Origin of the sequence: Paenibacillus gorillae (genome assembly GCF_000513275.1) — a bacterium.
GTDB classification, from domain to species: domain Bacteria; phylum Bacillota; class Bacilli; order Paenibacillales; family Paenibacillaceae; genus Pristimantibacillus; species Pristimantibacillus gorillae.
This window is the reverse complement of the sequence record NZ_CBVJ010000119.1, coordinates 1-20638: the sequence shown is the minus strand read 5'-3', so window position 1 is coordinate 20638 and position 20638 is coordinate 1. Positions and strand designations below refer to the sequence as shown.

General features: G+C 43.9%; 20 protein-coding genes. 19 read left to right on the top strand and 1 reads right to left on the bottom strand.

Annotated features, from left to right (window positions below; genetic code table 11):
• The first annotated feature begins 112 nt into the window (after positions 1 to 112).
• Positions 113 to 676, top strand: a complete 564-nt coding sequence (locus tag TY10_RS22890) for a tyrosine-type recombinase/integrase (RefSeq protein ID WP_042168778.1) — start codon at positions 113 to 115, stop codon at positions 674 to 676.
• Between the two features lie 62 nt (positions 677 to 738).
• Here TY10_RS22890 and TY10_RS22885 read toward each other — a convergent pair whose 3' ends face one another.
• Positions 739 to 1425, bottom strand: coding sequence for a universal stress protein (locus TY10_RS22885; RefSeq protein ID WP_042168775.1), 687 nt, complete (start codon positions 1423 to 1425; stop codon positions 739 to 741).
• A gap of 130 nt (positions 1426 to 1555) precedes the next feature.
• Here TY10_RS22885 and TY10_RS22880 point away from each other — a divergent pair, with 130 nt between their 5' ends.
• From TY10_RS22880 to TY10_RS22795, 18 genes are all read left to right on the top strand, one after another.
• Entirely contained in the window at positions 1556 to 3961 is a 2406-nt protein-coding gene (locus tag TY10_RS22880) for a Na+/H+ antiporter subunit A (RefSeq protein WP_042168773.1), read from the top strand.
• Positions 3948 to 4370 (top strand): Na(+)/H(+) antiporter subunit B, encoded by a 423-nt coding sequence (locus tag TY10_RS22875; protein ID WP_042168771.1) that lies wholly within the window; start codon positions 3948 to 3950, stop codon positions 4368 to 4370. The genes TY10_RS22880 and TY10_RS22875 overlap by 14 nt, the downstream gene beginning before the upstream one ends.
• 1 nt (position 4371) lies before the next feature.
• Positions 4372 to 4710 carry a Na(+)/H(+) antiporter subunit C gene (locus tag TY10_RS22870; RefSeq protein WP_042168769.1) on the top strand — a complete coding sequence of 113 codons (339 nt, stop codon included), beginning with the start codon at positions 4372 to 4374 and terminating at the stop codon, positions 4708 to 4710.
• Positions 4703 to 6178 (top strand): Na+/H+ antiporter subunit D, encoded by a 1476-nt coding sequence (locus TY10_RS22865; protein ID WP_042168766.1) that lies wholly within the window; start codon positions 4703 to 4705, stop codon positions 6176 to 6178. Before TY10_RS22870 ends, TY10_RS22865 begins: the two co-directional genes overlap by 8 nt.
• 14 nt (positions 6179 to 6192) lie before the next feature.
• A complete protein-coding gene (locus TY10_RS22860) occupies positions 6193 to 6672 on the top strand; it encodes a Na+/H+ antiporter subunit E (protein ID WP_042168763.1) in 480 nt (159 codons plus the stop codon).
• The gene (locus TY10_RS22855; protein WP_042168760.1) at positions 6669 to 6950 is read left to right on the top strand and encodes a Na(+)/H(+) antiporter subunit F1; all 282 of its coding nucleotides are present in this window, start codon (positions 6669 to 6671) and stop codon (positions 6948 to 6950) included. The genes TY10_RS22860 and TY10_RS22855 overlap by 4 nt, the downstream gene beginning before the upstream one ends.
• Positions 6934 to 7350, top strand: a complete 417-nt coding sequence (locus TY10_RS22850) for a Na+/H+ antiporter subunit G (RefSeq protein ID WP_042168756.1) — start codon at positions 6934 to 6936, stop codon at positions 7348 to 7350. The genes TY10_RS22855 and TY10_RS22850 overlap by 17 nt, the downstream gene beginning before the upstream one ends.
• Before the next feature lie 166 nt (positions 7351 to 7516).
• Complete coding sequence (locus TY10_RS22845) at positions 7517 to 9229, top strand: SWIM zinc finger family protein (RefSeq protein ID WP_042168753.1); 1713 nt, start codon at positions 7517 to 7519, stop codon at positions 9227 to 9229.
• Positions 9230 to 9760: 531 nt separating this feature from the next.
• Positions 9761 to 10216: a hypothetical protein gene (locus tag TY10_RS29170; protein ID WP_052350723.1), complete on the top strand. Its 456-nt coding sequence runs from the start codon at positions 9761 to 9763 to the stop codon at positions 10214 to 10216.
• A gap of 308 nt (positions 10217 to 10524) precedes the next feature.
• Positions 10525 to 10794: a hypothetical protein gene (locus TY10_RS22835; protein WP_042168750.1), complete on the top strand. Its 270-nt coding sequence runs from the start codon at positions 10525 to 10527 to the stop codon at positions 10792 to 10794.
• 300 nt (positions 10795 to 11094) lie between these two features.
• Positions 11095 to 11517, top strand: coding sequence for a hypothetical protein (locus TY10_RS22830; protein WP_042168747.1), 423 nt, complete (start codon positions 11095 to 11097; stop codon positions 11515 to 11517).
• 349 nt (positions 11518 to 11866) lie between these two features.
• Positions 11867 to 13312, top strand: coding sequence for a helix-turn-helix domain-containing protein (locus tag TY10_RS22825; RefSeq protein WP_162160674.1), 1446 nt, complete (start codon positions 11867 to 11869; stop codon positions 13310 to 13312).
• Between the two features lie 134 nt (positions 13313 to 13446).
• Positions 13447 to 14457, top strand: coding sequence for an ABC transporter substrate-binding protein (locus TY10_RS22820; RefSeq protein WP_042168743.1), 1011 nt, complete (start codon positions 13447 to 13449; stop codon positions 14455 to 14457).
• A 33-nt stretch (positions 14458 to 14490) separates the two neighbouring features.
• Positions 14491 to 15516 carry an NAD(P)/FAD-dependent oxidoreductase gene (locus TY10_RS22815; protein ID WP_042168740.1) on the top strand — a complete coding sequence of 342 codons (1026 nt, stop codon included), beginning with the start codon at positions 14491 to 14493 and terminating at the stop codon, positions 15514 to 15516.
• 196 nt (positions 15517 to 15712) lie between these two features.
• The gene (locus TY10_RS22810; protein ID WP_042168737.1) at positions 15713 to 16222 is read left to right on the top strand and encodes a TetR/AcrR family transcriptional regulator; all 510 of its coding nucleotides are present in this window, start codon (positions 15713 to 15715) and stop codon (positions 16220 to 16222) included.
• A gap of 9 nt (positions 16223 to 16231) precedes the next feature.
• Complete coding sequence (locus TY10_RS22805; protein ID WP_238327927.1) at positions 16232 to 16657, top strand: DUF3995 domain-containing protein; 426 nt, start codon at positions 16232 to 16234, stop codon at positions 16655 to 16657.
• Between the two features lie 177 nt (positions 16658 to 16834).
• Positions 16835 to 18664 carry a glycerophosphoryl diester phosphodiesterase membrane domain-containing protein gene (locus tag TY10_RS22800; RefSeq protein ID WP_052350722.1) on the top strand — a complete coding sequence of 610 codons (1830 nt, stop codon included), beginning with the start codon at positions 16835 to 16837 and terminating at the stop codon, positions 18662 to 18664.
• Positions 18665 to 18723: 59 nt separating this feature from the next.
• The gene (locus TY10_RS22795; protein ID WP_042168733.1) at positions 18724 to 20628 is read left to right on the top strand and encodes an AraC family transcriptional regulator; all 1905 of its coding nucleotides are present in this window, start codon (positions 18724 to 18726) and stop codon (positions 20626 to 20628) included.
• Positions 20629 to 20638 lie beyond the last annotated feature (10 nt).

The following is a 20638-nucleotide window of genomic DNA, read 5'->3' as shown; positions in this document are numbered from 1 at the left end:
TTATGCATACTTTTCGTCAAATTTTTTTCTTAAATTAACTGAATTTTTAATTGTGATGTTACTTAATATCTGATACCCTTAAATTAAGTAACATTATTCGGAGGGATTCTCTGTGCAATTTGTTAATCCAATTCGGGACGTCAAAACCATACAAGCGATGAAAGAGGAGTTGAGAAAACACTCCGTAAGGGATCTGCTGCTTTTTGTATTGGGCATTAACACCGGGATTAGTCTTCTTGATTTGCTCAGTCTTACTGTACAGGACGTTTGGGATGGCCAGAATGCTAAACCGTTCCTTTATATTAAGGATGAAAAGACAGGAGAAGAAAAGGCCTATTACTTAAACCATAAGATCGCGGAGATACTAGACGAGTATTTATCAAGCGAAGAGTGGCAACCTGGGGATTATTTGTTTAAATCCAAAAAGGATTGTCGTCCCATCACCCGTCAGCAGGCGTACCGGATTATTAACCACTCGGCAAGGGAGGTAGGAATATCGGAGAAAATCGGCACCCATACGCTTCGGAAGACTTTTGGCTACCATGCGTACTATAGAGGAGTTGCCATCTCCATCTTAAAGTCGATTTTGCATCATCATTCCACGGCAGAGACGTTGAAGTATCTGGGAATTGACAAGACGGAGAAGCGGGTCATTAAAGTGGATGTTAATTTATAAATGATCTGTGCTTTGAAAAAAACAAAAAAATCTCCGCTTGGAATATGCGGAGAAGGCTGCTTTTATTTATTTAAAGAGTCGTCCAGACCCAATGCTGTATTGATATCTACATTTGTTAGTTCTGTAACAACCCCGTCAATTACGAGAACATGCAGGGTTGAAGCATCTTTCATAAAGCGGAAAATGCCGTTATCGAAATCGGTATCCACTTCTTTGAAGAAAATACCTTCATATTCTGTATCTTTTCCGTGACGGAAGCTTAATTGAAATTGTTTGCCGTCTTTGACCAAATACGCACGAATTCCCTTTTGATAATTGCCTTCTTCATCCCGAATATAACGGGCAACGGAAACGATATGCAGATCGACAAAGGGAATCTCGCGCACCAAAGTATTAATGATGGAGCCCTTCGTAATTTGCTCCCATCTGCTGTGCGCAGTCTGACCCAGAATGATCTGTGTAATGTTGTTATCTCTAGCTACCTCTGCAATAACCTTAGAAACAGGGCGGTTTTCATTATCCTTCATGATGAATTGAGCCGTAGCGTTAGCGTGAGCATATTCTTTCCATTGTTCGATATAGAATAGTTTTTCGGCATCCAGCTCGTCGAATGGTTTTGGGTCAATGGTCAATATATACAGCGGAGCTTTCATTATATTAGCGATTGCACAGCCACGTTTGATTAGTCTTTCGCTATTGGGACCATAATAAACGCAAACAAGAATGCTCTCATTATATACGTTAATCACTTTAAGTATCTCACCTCAATGTTTGTATTAGGACTCCATAAACTATGTAAGACTATAGTGGATGTTGCGAGAAGAGTCAACCTGTAGATACGGAAACAGAAGTCATGAATAAGGAGGAGTATGCTTGACTATGTTTTATACCTATATTTTTCTCCCGTTGATTAGTGCAATACTTGTTCCCTTCCTATATAAGTATTTCAATCGCTTCGTTCATACGGGATGGTTTGTTTTACTTGTACCCTTATCTATTTTTATCTATTTGGTACAGTATATACCCAGCGTGGCAGCTGGTGACACCTACAAATACACATTATCCTGGATTCCGTCCCTTAATGTGAATATTGTCTCCTTTGTGGATGGGCTCAGTCTGCTATTTGGTCTCCTCATCAGCGGTGTCGGCAGCTTGGTCATTGTATATTCTATATTCTATATGTCAAAAGCTCGAGAGGCGCTCCATAACTTCTATATTTATTTGCTCATGTTCATGGGCGCTATGCTGGGCGTAGTATTCTCCGATAACCTCTTAGTCCTGTATGGATTCTGGGAGTTAACCAGTGTTTCTTCCTTCTTATTAATCTCCTATTGGTATGAGCGCAAGAGCTCTCGTCAAGGTGCTCTCAAGGCGCTATTAATTACTGTCCTTGGCGGATTTGGCATGTTAGCCGGGTTTATTATGATGATCATGATGGCGGATACTTACAGCATTCGTGAAATGATTGCGAATCTGGATGTCATACAAAGCCATGGATTGTTTATTCCTGCGATGCTATGTATCTTGCTTGGCGCATTTACGAAATCGGCGCAATTTCCATTTGGCATTTGGCTGCCGGACGCGATGGAGGCACCAACTCCGGTAAGCAGTTACCTTCACTCGGCGACAATGGTCAAGGCTGGTATTTATGTAGTGGCGCGTATGACTCCGATTTTCGGAGGCAGCTCTGTGTGGTTCTGGCTGGTGGCCGGGATTGGCATCATTACACTGCTGTATGGTTCGTTGACGGCGCTCAGACAGACCGATCTAAAGGCGATGTTAGCTTATTCTACAATTAGTCAATTGGGATTAATCATGTGCTTGCTTGGTGTTGGCTCTTTGGCAGTCTACTTTGGACCTGGCGAGAGCAGCACGATCTTCACGGTAGCTGCCTTTGCTGCCTTGTTCCATTTATTTAATCATTCCACCTTTAAAGGCAGTTTGTTTATGGTTGTGGGCATTCTTGACCATGAGACAGGCCGGCGGGATATTCGCTATTTAGGCGGTTTGATGCAAGTCATGCCGATTACGTTTACGATCGCTTTAATTGGCGGTTTATCTATGGCGGGACTACCGCCGTTTAACGGGTTTTTGAGCAAGGAAATGTTTTTTGCAGCGGTGAATGATGTGTCCAAAGCCGGTATTTTCGGTCTGGGCAGCATCGGTATTCTGTTCCCGATCATTGCTTGGGTAGCCAGCATCTTTACTTTTGTTTATTGTATGATCTTTATTTTCAAAACCTTTGGCGGACAATACCGTCCTGAAAAATTGACTCGAAAAGTGCATGAAGCGCCTTGGGGAATGCTAATTTCACCAGCTATTTTGGCGGTACTCGTTATACTCATTTTCTTTTTCCCCAATGTATTGGGCAAGTATATACTCACCCCGGCATTATCCGCGATTTTACCGACGATGACGCCATCTCCTTACGACCTGAAAATCAGCCCATGGCATGGGCTCAATATAGAACTTATCATGACAATCGGTGTTATTGTTATCGGCCTTCTGCTCTTCAAATCTTCGAAGCGATGGATTCAGGCTATGCGCAATTATCCGCAAGGATTAACGTTGAATCATTGGTACAATAAGGGTTTATCCGGTACGGAGAGGCTCTCGGCATCCTTGACGAATGGGTATATGACAGGCTCGCTGAGACATTATCTGATCTACACGTTTGCATTCTTTGTCATCGTGCTGGTAAGTTCGTTGCTGCTGCTTTATGGATTCCAGTTCGATTTCTCCAATGATGCAGCCATCAGCATTTTTGATATCGGACTTGTGCTTGGGATGGTGATTGCCGCTGGTACAGTCTTATTTGCCGGCAATCGTATCGTGGCTATCGTTGCACTTGGCGCGTTAGGCTATATGGTTGCGATGTTCTTCGTGATCTTCAGAGCTCCAGACCTTGCATTGACGCAAATGGTGGTGGAGACCGTGAGTACGCTGCTGTTCCTATTGTGCTTCTATCATTTGCCGAAGCTGAAGAAAGGGATTGAACGTATTCCTTTCAAGCTGACGAACCTGATTATATCGATCGCGATGGGGTTAACGGTGACGCTGCTCGCATTGTCCGCGAACGGACATAAGTTGTTTGAACCGATTACCTCGTTTTTTGAAAATTCCTACAAGCTGGCGGGCGCCAAAAATATTGTCAATGCGATATTAGTGGACTTCCGCGGCTTCGATACGATGCTGGAAATATCCGTGTTGGCCGTTGCAGGGCTAGGTGTCTATATACTGGTTCACCAGCGTTCCAAAGGGAGGGAACAACATGAAAACGAATGATGTGATATTGAAAAGCGTAACCCGAGTAGCTGCCGTGATCATATTGACCTTTTCCATCTATTTATTTATGAACGGTCATCATCATCCGGGAGGGGGATTTATTGGGGGACTGAGCATGTCATCGGCTATTGTCCTGCTCTATCTTTCTTTCGGGGTGGATAAGGTCAGGGAAAATATCCGAGTTGATTTCAAGAAGCTGGCGGCGATTGGTGTGCTAATAGCGATTGGCACTGGAATGGCGGGCGTCATATTCGGCAAACCTTTTCTAACGCAGACCTTCGGCTATTATGATTTGCCGATCTTCGGGAATACCGAGCTCGCCTCTGCCTTGATTTTTGATACTGGAGTCGCTCTAGCTGTCATAGGCACCGCAGTCAATATCATTCTAAGCATAAGTGAGGATCGTTAATATGGAGACATTAATGGTCATACTCGTCGGCATTCTAATATCTATTGGGACCTATTTGATTCTATCGAAGCAGCTGCTGCGGATTGTACTCGGAGCGTCGATTGTGGGTCATTCCGTCAATTTGCTGATCATTACTTCCGGCGGGCTGAAGCGGGGGAGCGCCCCGCTGCTGGGAGAGAAAGCCGCAGGCTTTGCGGACGCGATTCCTCAAGCCTTGATATTAACTGCGATCGTCATTAATTTTGCCGTGACAGCAGTAGTACTCGTTCTAAGTTACCGTGCCTATAAAAGCTTCGGGACGGATGACATGGAGCAATTAAGGGGAAATGAGAATGAATAATTTGTTGATCGCACCGGTTATCATTCCTTTGTTGACGGGTATGGTTCTTATTATATTCCAGAAAAATATAATGCTTCAGCGGATTCTTAGCCTGGTTGCCTTGTTAAGCACTGGCGTCATTGCCGTTCTATTGATGAATCGGATCAAAGAAGGCGGTATTCAATCGATACAGCTGGGCGGCTGGGAAGCGCCTTACGGTATTAGCTTCGTGGGTGATATGTTCAGTGCTTTGCTGCTCTTGGCTACTTCAATTGTCGCAGTGGGCTGCCTGATCTATGCCTTTTCATCAATTGGACGAAAGCAAGAAAAACTGTATTTCTATCCGCTATTTTTGTTTTTGATTACAGGTGTCAATGGTTCGTTCTTGACTGGGGATTTGTTCAATTTATATGTCTTTTTCGAATTGTTTCTCGTTGCTTCCTATGTACTCATCGCATTGGGGGGCACACAGAGGCAGCTTCGCGAGTCGCTGAAGTATATTTTCACAAACATTATTGCTTCTGCGTTCTTCTTGATCGGCATTGCCTATTTATATTCGATGACGGGTACATTGAACCTCGCTCACTTATCACTGCGGATCGCAGAGATTGGTCAGGACGGGTTAATTACGACCGTCGCCTTATTATTCTTGATCGTGTTCGCTATGAAGGCCGGATTATTGCTCTTTTTCTGGCTGCCGGGATCATACAGCGTCCCGCCAACAGCAATTGCTGCTATTTTCGCTGCGTTACTCACTAAGGTAGGGGTCTACGCTATTTTCAGAATGTTTACGCTCATCTTTTATCATGAACCGCAGATTACTCATCTGTTTATCGGGATACTTGCCGCAATTACGATGATTTTAGGCGGACTTGGAGCAATTGGTTATTGGGATTTGAGAAAAATATTAACCTATAATGTGGTCATAAGTGTCGGATTTATTATGGCCGGGCTCGTCTCTTTAACAACGACTGGTATAGCGGGTTCTATCTATTATTTGATTCACGATATGCTTATTAAGGGGCTTGTATTTTTAATTGGGGGAACGATTGTTCATCTGACAGGAACAAGCGACTTGAAGAAAATTAGCGGCTTGATTCGTCTTCACCCGCTGTTAGGCTGGATGTTCTTTATCGCGGCTTTGTCTATGGTTGGTATTCCTCCGTTGAGCGGTTTTCTTGGCAAAGTATTTACGACGCAAGGTGTCTTTGAAGCCGGTTATTATTGGCTTGGAGGAATCGGACTGCTGACCAGCTTATTGATTCTTTATGCGATGATCAAATTGTTTATGAACGCTTTTTGGGGTGAAACGATTCTGAGTGCTGAAGAGGAGAAAGGGACGACGAAAGGCTTATTGTTCCCGATCGCTCTGTTGACGGTGGCTAGTGTTGCTATGGGAATCGGCGCTGAGGCGATTACAGGCTATGTGACTCAAGCTGCGGAGGAATTGCTCAATCCAAATTTGTATATTAAGGCCGTGTTTGAATAAAGGGGGAAACAGCCATGCCCGTTCAGGTGCTACTCAACATATTCATTGCCTACTTGTGGATGTTTCTGCAAGAGGAGATGAGCATATTAAACTTTATCAGCGGTTACCTTGTTGGTCTGTTTATTTTAATGTGCATCCGCCGGTTCTTTAAAACGCCGTTTTATCTGTTTACGTTAATCGCAATCGGCAAGCTGTTCATTCTGTTTATCCATGAGCTGAATATATCTGCGATGATGGTTATGAAGCACGTGCTCCGTCCTAAAATCGATGTGAAGCCGGGAATTTTCAAGGTGGAAACGGATTTGGAGGGGGATTTGGAAATTACGCTCCTGTCCTTATTAATTTGCTTAACGCCAGGTTCAGTCATTATGGAAGTGAGCCCTGATTCAAAGGTGCTGTACATTCACGGTCTGAACATGCCCGAATCCAAGGATTCTGTATTAAAATCTAAATCTGTCTTTGAAAAAGCGATAAAGGATGTGACGAGAAAATGATATTCAAGACGGTGCTGGTCATTGCATTATGTATTTTAACACTGGCCATACTAGCCAATTTATATCGGATCATTAAAGGGCCATCCAGTGCAGACCGCGTTCAAGCGCTGGATTCCATCGGTATTAATCTGATCGCCAGTACTGCCGTATTCTCTGTGCTGCTGCACACGCATGCCTTTTTCGACCTCATATTGCTGATCGGAATCCTTTCGTTTATTGGAACGGTTGCCTTTGCCAGATTTATTGAAAGAGGTGTTGTTATTGAACGCAAGCGATGAAATAGGTGAAGTAGTCGGGGCCGTCCTCATCCTCATCGGAGCGATTTTCAGCTTGATCAGCGCAATCGGGATTGTACGGCTCCCCGATGTGTACACAAGATCTCATGCAGCCTCTAAAAGTTCTACGCTTGGTGTACTGTGTGCGTTGCTTGGAACCTTGCTGTATTTCATCATATCCGACGGTTTCTTCAGCATTCGCCTCATTCTGGGAATCTTCTTTGTATTTTTGACAGCTCCAGTAGCCGCTCATGTGATTACTCGGGCTGCTTACCGTGACAAGGTGCCGTTAGCCGAGCAGAGCGTCCAAGATGAATTGAAGGACTATTATAGGGAGAATGAGATTATCGACGAGGTTGAGTCAGAAAAGAAGGCCGAATTGGCTAACGTTGAGACAAAATGAAGAAGCATTCTTTCCTAAGTTGTGAGCTGCACCTCGATTGTTAGACGCCGTCTAGCAAGTGGAGGTGCAGTTTTTCTATTTTTGCAGAGGTTTAATTCAAAATTTAGCCATTGCCCAACTCTTGTTTGGCTAGTTAGTATAGGGATAGACAATTAAAGAAAGCCGGGTGATTGGCATCAAGCTGAAACAGATTGAGAATAGGATCGATCCGATAATTGTTGAGCGAGGGGAAGCCTATCGGGAAAACGGCCATATCCTTTCACTAGAAGAAATCAAGCCGCGGTTTTATCATGCCGAAGTGGAGGGCAGTGAGCTCTACGAAGTGGAGATTGAGCTTGATTCACGTGGCGAAGTGAACAGTATACTGTGCGATTGTCCTTATGATAAAGGCCCAGTATGTAAGCATGCAGCAGCTGTGCTGTTGGAAATCAGAGACGAATTTTTCAATAAGGAAAATACGCAGTCTTCCCCTAAAAACAAGCCTGCTCCTAAAAAGAATATCGCTGACCAATTGTCCAAGCTCAGTAAGGATGAGTTGATCACGATGCTTGTTGATTTCTATGATGAAATGGAGGAAGTGAAGCAAGCACTCTCTTTAAAATTCATAGATGCCGATAGTAAAGAGGGATTAAATCAGTATAAAAAAATCATTCGTTCTTCTATTAAGAAATTCTCTGATCGTCATGGCTTTGTTGCTTATCGTAATGTTTACTCCGCCATAGAGGGTGCTAGTCAAATATTGGAGAAGGCAGAGGAGCAGCTAGAACGCGGCCATCACCTTCGCGCGGCTGAAATTAGTTTTTGCATTATGCATGAGATAGTAGATTTATTGCAGTCATGTGATGATTCTAATGGCTATGTAGGCGATCTAATTAAGGAATGCTTGCATGTTATACATCTTGCGGCTAGCCAAATTGAACATGGTTCTACTAAGGATCGCCCCGCTCTGTTTCTACTGCTCTTGAAAGAAGTGCTTCATAAAAGCTTAGAGGGCTGGAATGAGTGGCAGTTGTCTCTCCTGAAAAGCGCCGCTTGCTTAATAACGAATGCAGCAGAAAAAGATTTGTGGAGCAAGCTGATTGGAGAATTGGAAAGTCATGAGAGAAGCCAATCTTCATATGGTTCCTATTTTGTGGAGGAAGCAGCTTCGCTTCGATATCAAGTCATTCAAAGGCTTGAAGGAGACAGCCAGGCCTTATTGTTTTTACAAGATCATCTCCACTTTACGGCTTTTCGCAAAATGGCAATTGAGACCGCAATAAAAGATCTCCAATTTGATAAAGCGCTAGAACTGGTCGAGCAAGGAGAACGACAAGATACGCGTAAAGGTTATTGGGGTCTTGTTGATCAATGGAAAAAGTACCGCTACGAAATTTATGAGCTTACTCATCAAGTGGACCAACAAATTGAACTTGCAAAAGAATTTGTATTATCGGGTGAGCATAGCTATTACTTGCGATTAAAACAATTATATAGCAAGGATGAATGGGAAGCGGGATACGAGGGGCTATTAGATGAACTAGAAGATAATAGTGATTGGAGTACGTCATCCTTATACACTCGGATACTTGTTGAAGAAAAACAGACGCTAAGACTGCTGAAATATGTTGGTAAGCACAAACGGGCCTTATTGGAATACTATCCTCATCTCATCAGTGAGCATGCAGAGGAAGTTTTTCTATTGTTTACGCAGTTCATATTGGAGCAAACGGCCCAGTCTTCGAATCGAAATGAGTATCGTAAAGTATGTGGAATTATTCGTCATCTTATCAAGGCAGGCGGAGGAGAACATGCGGAAAGAATCATTGAGCAGTTGTGTCTCACTTATCGGAATAGGCCTGCTCTCTTGGATGAGCTGCAAAAAATTAAACGAAGCTAAAACTTCTCCAGATGTCTGATCGAAAGTTTTGGTAGATCCTGTGTTAAGTTGTCTTCGGACAGGGGTTGGAGAAGGGCCTGACTACTTCACAAAATTCATATTTTGCGAGATAGTAGTTTTGTCAAGAATCCTTATGTATCAAGGGATTTCAGCGACTGTTCACTTCTCTGCACCGATATACAGCCGTTTATGCAGTCATTCATGCACGTTATTCATTTATATACATAAAAATGTATAAAAAAAGTTCCTTACTAGCCAACTAAGATTTAATCCTATTCCATCTCACATCCATCGCATCCGATGATGATTTGTTGTTGTGTCACCGTTGACTTGAAATTGTTCCTGATGTTGATACTGCTAATAACAGGAACAATAAATGATTCAGACAGGAGAATATCAGGAATCGGAAGGGATCGGCGGTTCAGCTTCCTTTTTACTTTTTACCATTTTTTTCATTTATTTTTCTGAAAAGAAAGTATAATGTTAATATTTAATATACAACATTCTACTGTATGAGGGAGTTTATGGTAAATGAGAAACAAAGCAAGATCCGCATTTTTCTCCTTAGCACTAGCCGCAACTTTGGCGATTCCAGCAGCAGTTAGCCAGCTAAATTCGGCAGATGAGACAACGCCACCAATTGTTATTCCGTTCGCTGTTGGTAACCAACAGCCGCTCACAGCTGTGAGCGCTGCTACTTCTACCGTCCCCGCTTATTTCTCGGTTCCCGCTGGTTACGGACATGGTAAATTCTACTTCCTAAACAATGGTACAAGCAATCTAACTGTTACGATGTCACACTCATCAGGGTTAGAGTATATTGCAGCAACTATACCGGCAGGACAAGCATATACATGGAGAAGTACGACGAATTATCCGCGAGGAATGCGCGGTGGTGATTATACCATCTCATTCCATTGTTCCAATGGTGTAAATGCAAAGTGGGCTGCATTCGTTTCCAATAGCGTCACTGAAGCTAACGCATAAAACATTAAAATCCGTTACGACTGATTATACACAAAAAATGATTCGAGGCCATTATCCGCAGCTCGAATCCTTTTTTGTGTATTCGAAATGTAACAGTGTATGACAGTCTATTATATTGGAACATCAGACGGCATGTCGTCGACGCTAGAAGCGCCCTCGCCTCCACCATGAAAATCCACAACCACACAAGGTTGTGGATTTTTACTGTTTCAGTCATTTATAGGGAGGATTATTTACAAGTGATGGTGAATCCTAAATAGGAATTTATTGGATCGTAAATATATAAACCAAGGGGAGAGAGCTGCCGTATGACTCATATAGATGGCCTTGGAGGAAGCGAATTTGATCCTGATGACATACCAATAAGAAAATTGCAATTGGACCCTAATTTTGGTTTGGGGGCTGATTTGAAAATCGTATTTGATGAGTTTAGAAGGATGATATTCACGCCGATAAAATTGTCAGAGATGCGGATGCAGAGCTTCTACTTCCTCACCGAGAGTCTAAGGAAAAGATACCTGAATAAAATTAACGAAATTATAGGAGGGGCCAAAGATGGTTTTTCTACCTATGATTAAAAAAGGTATGCGATCTCCGAAGGGATCAATGTATCAAGAATTTCTCAGGTTTCAAGAATAATAGAGGAAATAAATCCAGAGCTTTATCAGCTTTGTATCAACTATAGATCTGTGGAGTCTAAAATAGAAAAGTTAGAAGTTTTAAGTAAAGGCCATTTTCCTGATTTTTATTTTGAAGCTACTCCTATAAACGCTATCTCTAGAGTATCTAACAAACTTAGAATAGATATTGAAACCTTAACCTCTATAATGGATCTTCAAGGCAGAAATATATAACTTTGCAGGTTTGAAGATTTATCTATGTATATGTGGGCAAATCTCTTGGAGTCGAAGGAATACCAAGACGAATATCAAAGCGGGGTTAAAGGTCAAGGGTATCATTCTACAGTTAAATATTTAAAGACTGTAAATTCTGTAACTAAAGATCACAAGGGAACTTTGGCTCATCGTTTACTACTAGAAGGACAGAGTCTTATGGGAAGAAGATTATATCCCATTACTTATTCAGAATTAATCTATGCTAGTATTCATGACCTTCTCGTTAAGATTTGGAAATCAATTATTAATTCCAGCGAAGTGACGATCATAGCTATCTGGTCAGAATCTATTTTAGTAGAAGTTAAGCCTAGTTTTAATTTGTCTTCATTACTATTACAGACTATAGAGAATGATTTCCCAAAGGGCTGGGAACCTCCTAAGTTTAGTTTGATTAAAATAGAATAGTTAACGGGCCATCTTGTAGAGCCACAAGGAACTCGCCGCAGTCCAAAGGAAAACATTACGATTCCACGCTTGCAACTAGTTCGTGCTACAATCAGTACAGGATTTAGGTAGCGTGAGATCGATAAACCAGGGCGGGTGAGCTTCCTTGTGTAACAAGAAACAGAATGCTGGAAACCATGTCTATGCTTCCCTTGAAGGTATGTGCTTTAAGGTTAGAGAGATGAAGCATATAAATAGAAAGAACAGTTCAAATGAGTGGGAGCTAAGAGTACAGTTTCTTAAATCCTATATGATGATAGTCGTCGCGAGCGGTCAAGGCTGGCTAACGATTGATGGGCGTTTTATTGAGTTGCGTGAGGGCAGGAGCTATGTGTGTTCACCTGGACAACTTGTTGAAGGGTTCCTCCAGTCTTTTGATGAGCGCGGTTTTTATGAATTGCGTTTCGATGTAATTAGTGATGATGGCGTCACTGGCGACTACACAGATAGAGTGAGACAAGAGGAGTCTTTTCCTGTAAAAGGGGAGGTCATTGCTTCATCGCCAGTATCCATAATCGTATTATGCGAACGGATTGCTGAACATCTGCGCAGAGATGAAGACGTGCTGAAACGTTTCCGCGGGCAAATTTATTTTCAAGAGCTGTTGTATATGATTTTGGAAGATGCTCTGCTGCTGAAGGAACGTGATTCGGAAGCCGCGCTTGAGCATACAAAACGCTACATTGAAGAGCACTATCAATTGGATTTAAAGATCGAGCACTTGACCAAAGTTGCGGGGATGAGCGAAAGGCATTTTATGAGGCTGTTCAAAAAAAGATATGGCTGCAGTGCGATTGAATATTTGACCATTTATCGAATTAGTCAGGCACAGCAGCTTATGCGTTCAGGCGGGCAATACCGGCTCAAGGATATTGCAAGGCATGTTGGTTACCATGATGATGCCTACTTTAGACGGAAATTCACACAGGTATCAGGCATTCCTCCCGCAGCGTTTATGAGAAATTGCAAGTTGAGAATCGTAGCCTACCATCCAGCGATTATCGGGCAATTGCTTGCACTGAAGGTTATAGCTTGCGCTGCACCCTCCGATCATCCATGGACCGATTATTATAATAGAAAGTTCGAACGGAATAACGTTCTGCCCTTAAGCACAGATACTTCGCTAAAATTAACAGAGCTTAAGCTTGCGGCTCCCGACTTCATTATTGGTTTGGATAATCTGACAACTATGGAGGAGGAAGCAGGTCTTCGGAATATTGCACCTGTGTTACTGCTTCCTGGTGAGGAAATGGATTGGCGCAGCCATTTGACTCTTATCGCTCAGTTTCTTAACAAAAGAGGCGCAGCGGATGCTTGGCTTGAGCATTACGAACGGAGGGCTCGTTTTGTAGCTGAGCAGATCACACCGGACATTCATGGGGATCGCCTCCTTGTATTGAGAATTAACGGAGCAGGGGCCGAAATTCTAGGGAGAAGAAGCGTAAGTACTGTATTTTATGATGATTTACGCATGCAGCCAGCAGCAGGTGTCGAAGACATCGAGAAGAATCGGCAGATTACAATTGCTCAGGTGGGTAAGTATCATGCCGATCGGTTATTGCTGTTCGTAGATGAGAACGTCCATCCAACAATAAGCAAGCAATCGCTTATGCGATCGGAGCAATGGCGCGCTATTCCAGCAGTTCGAAATGGTCGTGTGGATGTGCTGCCGGTTTATCCATGGACCGAGTATACGGCCTTTACCAATGAGCTGATGCTCGACGAGGTGCTGAAGCTGTGGCGGGATCGTACATGAAATAAAGTCCGTTTCATCAGTATTACCTCATAAGAAAATGAACTATACTACTAACTAATGATAATGATAATCAACATCTATTGACTGCGTTTAGTAGATGTTTTCATTACAAATAGTAGTAGGGGGATTAGTAAATGAAACACAAGTGGAAGATTGGTTTATTTATAATGGTGTTAATGCTGGTAGGAACGGCGTGCGGTGCTGTCAACAATAAGGGGGAAGGTACTGCTTCTGGATCAGAATCACCTGCTTCGTCGTCCAATGCGACGGATCCTGCAGCAAGTCCTTCCAGTCCAACGACGAGAATGGTGAAGAGTGAAAAGGGAGAGATTAAAATTCCAGCCGAGCCTAAGCGGGTGATTGGACTTTCTGTTGTCTATCCCGAGTTTTTGTACGCGCTAGGCGTAACTCCGGTTGCTGTGCAAAATTATCATGAGGAATTTCAGAGTTATCTGGAGCAGCCGTTTAAAGATACGGTGAAAATGGGAATTGCAAAAACACCAAATTTCGAAATGATTTTGGATAGTGAGCCGGATTTGATTCTTGCCCCTGCATGGTGGTCTGAGAAGGATTATGATCAGCTGTCCGCAATTGCACCAACCGTGCTTCTGCCGCAACGAGATGACTGGAGAGATGAACTTCGAGATATTGGCGAAGTTCTGGGTAAGCAGGATGCAGCTGAGAAAGTTATTGAAGATTTGAAAGATAAAGAAGCGAAAGCGAAAGCGCGGCTTGACGAACTGGTTAAGGATGAGACCGTGCTGTATTTGCGGATAATGGACAATGGCATCATTATTAATGGACCGAATATTGACCGAGGCCATTTTATTCATAATCAATTGGGTCTAAAACCAGTCGATAACTACCCGCAGAATGAGTCTACGCTGACCGTTTCGCTGGAAGTGCTTCCGGAGTATGATGCTGACCATATCATTGTACAGCTTGATGATGAGACAAAGGCTGAGCTGCAGGAGAAATATTCTCACATACTGAACAGCTCATTGTGGAAAAACATGAAAGCTGTCAAAGCGAATCACGTTTATATGGTCGGAGGCAAGGAGTGGTTTAATCTGGGTATGGCTCCGCTTGCCGATAGTTATGCAATAGATGAAGTTGTCTCCATATTTGAAGGCAAACAGCAATAGTAAAGTCGGCCAGCAAAAAGGAGATTACGGATTATGAATAACGATGAGCTGTACGATGTCACGATCATTGGCGGCGGACCGGCTGGTATGTATGCAGCATTTTACGGCGGCATGCGTAATATGAAGATTAAGCTGATAGAGGGATCAGGGGAGTTGGGCGGATTTCTGCATACCTACTCGGAAAAGACGATTTGGGATGTAGGCGGTATTCCCCCTATTCGCTGCGATAAGCTAATTTCATATCTCGCGGGTCAAGCGTTAACCTTTGAACCGACACTTGTGTTTAATCAACGGGTGGACGATCTGCAGCGTCAGGCAGATGGAACCTTCACATTAAAGACGAACACAGGGCAACAGCATTACACTAGAACGGTTATTATAGCTGCTGGACGCGGGATTACAGAGCTGCAGAAGCTGGATATTGAAGGTGCGGACCGGTATGAGCTCACCAACCTTTATTATACGGTTCAGGATGTAAATAGCTTTCGTAATAAGCATGTACTCATCTCCGGCGGCGGCAATTCAGCAGTGGATTGGGCGCTTGAGCTTGCTGAAGTGGCGGAGCGTGTAACGGTTGTTCATCGCAGCAGTGAATTTCGGGCTATGGAACGGAATGTAGCCAGTATTCATGAATTGACGAATATCCGAACACCCTATCAAATTATTCAATTGCATGGACAAGGAGAGCAAGTTCGGCAGGTTACAATTGCTCATATGACGACCAATGAAACCGAGCGGCTGGACGTTGATGCTGTCATTATCAATCATGGCTATAGAGGTAACTACGGGTCACTCTTAAATTGGGGGCTTCATATTGGTGAAAATGGGCTGATTGTGAATGAGCAAGCGGAGACGAACATGGCGGGCATCTTTGGTGCAGGCGACTGTGTTACGCATAAGAGCAAGGTGAGGCTGATTGCCGGTGCATTCAATGATGCGGCTCTGGCCATCAATAGCGCGAAACGGTATCTTGATCCGGAAGCGCCCGGAATGGCTTATGTTTCTTCTCACAACGAGCGGTTCAGAGAGCTGAATAAGCAATTAAATAATAAGCAATAAGCAGAAGTGTCGAGGCCAGCCGCAGAAGGCTGGCTTTTTTGCGTAGAAAAGGGGGCGATTTTATGGACGATGCCGTACAGATATTGCAAGCTTCAGAGAATTCAAGTAAACTCTTTCTAGACGGTATCGTACAGAAGAGGGGGCGAGCAGGATTCCAAAAGTTATTGTCACTGAACTTCAATGGATTGAAATAGGAATGAGGCAATTTGCAGAAGGCGGAGTAAATGGCTTAGTCATTGAAAAAATGGCTATAGAGTTGGGCTGCAGCAAGAGCAGCTTCTATTGGTACTTCAAAAACCGGAATGAGTTTATATCACGATTGATAGAACGATGGGTCGAATTATCGACACAACAGGTTATCCTAAATTCATCCGAGCCTGAGAAGGCAGAGGATCAAATTACGGGGATGCTGATCCAGATGTTCTCTGTGACACGAAAAGGCGATTTTTTATTTTATTTAAGGAAGCTGAGTGCGGAGGCGCCAGCCTTTCATACCATGCTTGAAACGATCGAGCAAACGAGAATGAGCTATGCTGCGGCACTCTTTAGAAAAGCTGGATTGGATCCCGAAGCTGCGGAGCAAAAGTCTCATCTTCTATATCACTATTATTTGGGATGGTATGAACGTTTCAAGCAGAGTCAGGTTGATGATGAAGAACTAAATCTTCATATTAGCATGCTGCGGGCGCAATTACTGGGGATATAAGGGGGGAGTATGATGGCGAGTATCTTCGCTGGGGTTATAGGCATCATTCTGTTTGTATTGAGCGGAATTCATCTGTACTGGGTGGCAGGCGGGAGGAGAGGGCTTCTGGCGGCGATTCCAAGTGATGGTTCGAAAATAAATTTTCGGCCGACCAAAATGGCTACAGCCGTTGTAGCGGTGGCACTAGCAGCAGCGGGTTTGTTTGTGTTAGAGCTTGGAGAAGTTATGGAGAGGCTGATATTCCCTGATTGGTTATTTCGTTATGGAGGATGGATTTTATCAGGCGTATTCCTCCTGCGAACCGTTGGGGATTTTCGCTGGATTGGCTTCTTTAAGAAACAGAAAGGAACCTTGTTTGCCAAATGGGACACATTATTGTACTCCCCCTTGTGTCTCTTCATCGGCATAGGTTTGATTTTCGTTATAAACGGTTAAATGTAAATCCGCTACCTCCTGAGGTAGCGATTTTTGCTGTTTCAGGGAAACGATAATGAAAGGGATCACCCCGTATTACAATGTTCTTCGATCTTTTGCTAAAATAAGAATAAACCATCTGGCATTTCTAAAGTCTGCTAGCTCATGAACGATTCTTCAATAAGCAGGTGTACAATAATGAACAAGTCATCAAAGATTCCCTTACATAAGCAGATTACTGATATATTTCGGATTCTTGCTTTTTCATACCGGGAAATTCTAATTTTCGAGCTTCTGTATAAGACGTTAACGTTATTTATATTTATTCCGGCTATTTCCGCCATATTTCGCGGATTTCTCCGCTTAGGCGGGTTTGCTGGAGCTACCAATTACGAGCTGCTGCAATTTGCAATGAGCAAGTATGGCCTATTATGCATGCTGATTCTGATTCCTGTCGCCACACTGCTCATTTTTATAGAATTCTCGGTTCTAATTATTCTGTCGTATTACGGTCACAAAAGGCAGCGGGTCGGACTGGTTCCGGCGTTTTTACAGTCGCTATCCTATCTTCCGTCCCTGTTTAAATATGGTTTTCTGGGGATGGCGGTCTATCTGCTGTTGTTTCTTCCGCTTGGTGCAGGCCTTGGCTCTTCGCTGCTGCCCTCTTTGGCCATTCCGAATTTTATTACGGGAGAGCTGGTGAAAACAGGCAAGGGAACACTGCTGCTTATCGGCGTATTGGGGGTTATATTGTACTTCAATGTTCGCTGGACCTTCTTGCTTCATTTTGTAGTGATCGAGGGGGTAGCAGGCTTTCGGAAGGCGGCGAGAAAAAGTGCTGCACTTCTTAAAAAAAGACATATCCGCATAGCAGTCGTCATGCTGTCGGTGCTGCTGCTATATCTGCTAGTTGTTCTTTTGCTGGCTCTAGTTATTGTGGGAGCTGTTGGTCTTCTATACACCCTATGGGAGCGGCAGACGGTATTTACTGGCGTTGTGCGAGTCGTCGCTTTGAAGAGTGCTTTACTATCCTTCTATCTGGCTACTCTATTTTCTATGCCACTTTATATGGCCACGATTACTCGGCTTTACATGGTGAAAGCGGACCCGGGCCATGCCGTGCTGCAGCTTCCGGAGTCCAGGGGTTTGAAAGATCTTTTCACGGGGAAAGGATTGCTGCATAAGCATAAAAGGAAGATTATCGTACTTGGCTCCATTACCGTTGTTGCAGCGGCACTTGCCCTGCTGCCGGCCTTTAATGAAATACAGATGGCAGATAAAAAGGTCGAGATTATGGCCCATCGGGGCTACGTTTCTAAGGGGCCGGAGAATACGATTGAAGCCATACAGGGTGCTATTGATGCGAAGGCGGATTTTGCGGAAATCGACGTATTAGAAACGAAGGACGGCGACCTTGCCGTCATTCATGATACCAATTTGAAGCGTCTGACAGGTACCCATGCACAGGTGTATGACCTGACCATGGATGAATTGCGTAAGCTGGAAGTGAAGCAGGGGGACCTCACAGGACGAATCAGCAGTCTGGCAGAAGTGATGAATATGGCTAGAGGCAAAATCAAACTGAACATTGAAATCAAAACACATGGTATGGAAAAAAATCTGGTGGATACCTTTACAAGGATCGTCCGCGAGAATGATTTTGAACAGGAATGTGTTGTGCAGTCGCTGGATTATGAAATCGTGCAGCAAGTCAAAGCCGCGGCACCTGAGCTTCAGGTGGGTTATATTATGTTCGCCGGTGTTCCGGATATGGGGCAGATTAATGCCGATTTTGTCGTGATGGAAGAATATATGGTTAAAGAATCGGTCATCGCTTCGGTCAGACGGCATCACAAGCGGCTCTATGTCTGGACCGTAAATAGCACAGACAGCATGGGACGATTCTTCAGCATGGGTGTCGATGGTATCATAACAGACTACCCTGAGGATGCGATTTCTGTTGAAGAAGAGGTTAGAATGGGGCCGCTTTCGGCATTGACCCAATGGCTTAATAGTTTGAGTTTTTGATGGGAGCAAGGCCTGCTAAGCTATTTCTAGCTGCCAATACAGTGAGAGGGGAAGAAAGTATGGATTGGGAAGCCCATATCGAACGGTGGAGCCAGACCGCTGCTAAATTACTGGATATTCAACAATACCGTATGGACAATGGAACGCTGCCTGATCGTTATGTGGCGCATACCAGCTTTTTTCTAGTTACTACCCACGGCGAGGCAAGAGTCAGTCTATCGGGAACGGTCCACAGGGCCCGAGGACCCCACGTTTTGCACGGAGGGAAGGGGGCGGAGCTAGACATTACGCCGTTGGGAAATGACTTTGGCTGCTATATGATCCTGTATAAAGCCGAGTGTGTTCCGCTTGAAGATCAAGAAAGCTTTTTCTATAAATCCTATGCTTTCACTCCTTATGCGCTGCTGCCTCTTCAGGAAAAGTGTCAAACCATGTTTCGCTTGTGGCAGCAATCCGCTTCGATTGACAAGCTGCAGGCACAGTCTATCTTTCTTCCATTTGTATTTGAGGTCATGCGTCAGATCCGCACGCTAGCCCTGCAGAACAGCAGGCCTAATATCGTAACCGAAGCGATTCAATATATTCATGAGCATTACAAGAAGCCGATTGCTGTTGAGGAGTTGGCCGGAATGTACAGCTGCAGCGCGAGCTACTTGTCTCGATTGTTCAAAAGCCAGATCGGATTAGGTCCAATTGAATATCTGATTCATATCCGTATCCATAAGTCGAAGCAGTACTTGCTGCGGTCAGAGGCTCGTATTCAAGAAATAGCGAGCAGCGTTGGCTATACCGATGTTTATTATTTCAGCCGCTTATTCAAAAAGCACACGGGAAGCTCTCCGCTTCAGTATCGTGAGGACAATCGGCAGTCTGTTCAGTATAATCCATTCCGTTTGTTAAATTCGTCTATTGTAACTCCAAAGCTAGTTTCCCATAATGAGAATGAGATTTATTATCAACAGAGTGGGGAAGGGGACACATCGATGTTCAGATTTTCAAGACCAACGTTTGGAGCAATGATGCTATTATGCACAGCCTTGCTTCTGAGCGCATGTCAGGCAGGCAGCAATACAGGTACGCCAACCTCCTTGCCTGCATCAACAGATGATACTGCTGCTGCGAACAGCACAACTGCGGAAACGCGTATCTATGAGCATTTGAAGGTTCAAACAGAAATTCCGGTGAAACCGCAGCGTGTGGTCAGTCTATTTCATTTGGGAGAACTAATGGCGCTTGGGGTGAAGCCGGTAGGCACGACTAGCTTCGTTCTGAAAAATCCGTTGCTAAGCGATGTATCCGATATTGGAGATGTTGGCGTTCCGCCTGATGCGGAGAAAATTTTGGCGCTGGAGCCTGATCTGATTGTTACTACTGGACCATTTGCGGAAGTATTTGAGGGCGGGTACGAAGCGCTCAGCAAAATCGCACCAACGATTGTTGTGGAGCAGTACAATGATCCGATTAAGGATGTCGCAATGTTTGGCGATATTCTCGGCAAGCAGGAGGAAGCCAAGCAGTGGAATGAGACATTTGCGGCAAAAGTAGCCGATTACAAGGAGAAGATTAGCCCGCTCATTGGAGATGATGAAACCTTCTCAATTCTGAATGTTCGTCCGGGCGCGTTTTATATTTATGGTGATACCAATCTGGGAGGCAACATCATCTACAAATATTTAGGCTTGAAGCCAACGAAAAAAGTAGAGGCTGACGTCATTAACGGAGAAACGTGGGAAATATCTGCGGAGGTAATCCCTGATTTCATAGGTGACCGGTTACTCCTCGCTGTAAATAAAGGGGCGGAGCAAGAAATGAAGGAAGCGGAAAAGCTTATCCGGCATACACCGGCAGGGAAATCGGGTAAAGTTTATCCTATTGATTTTGATCAATTTCTTTACAGTGATCCGATCTCTGTGGAACAACAGCTGGATATTATCGTAAATTTGCTAGTTGAAAGTAATAAGTAATTGCCTATGA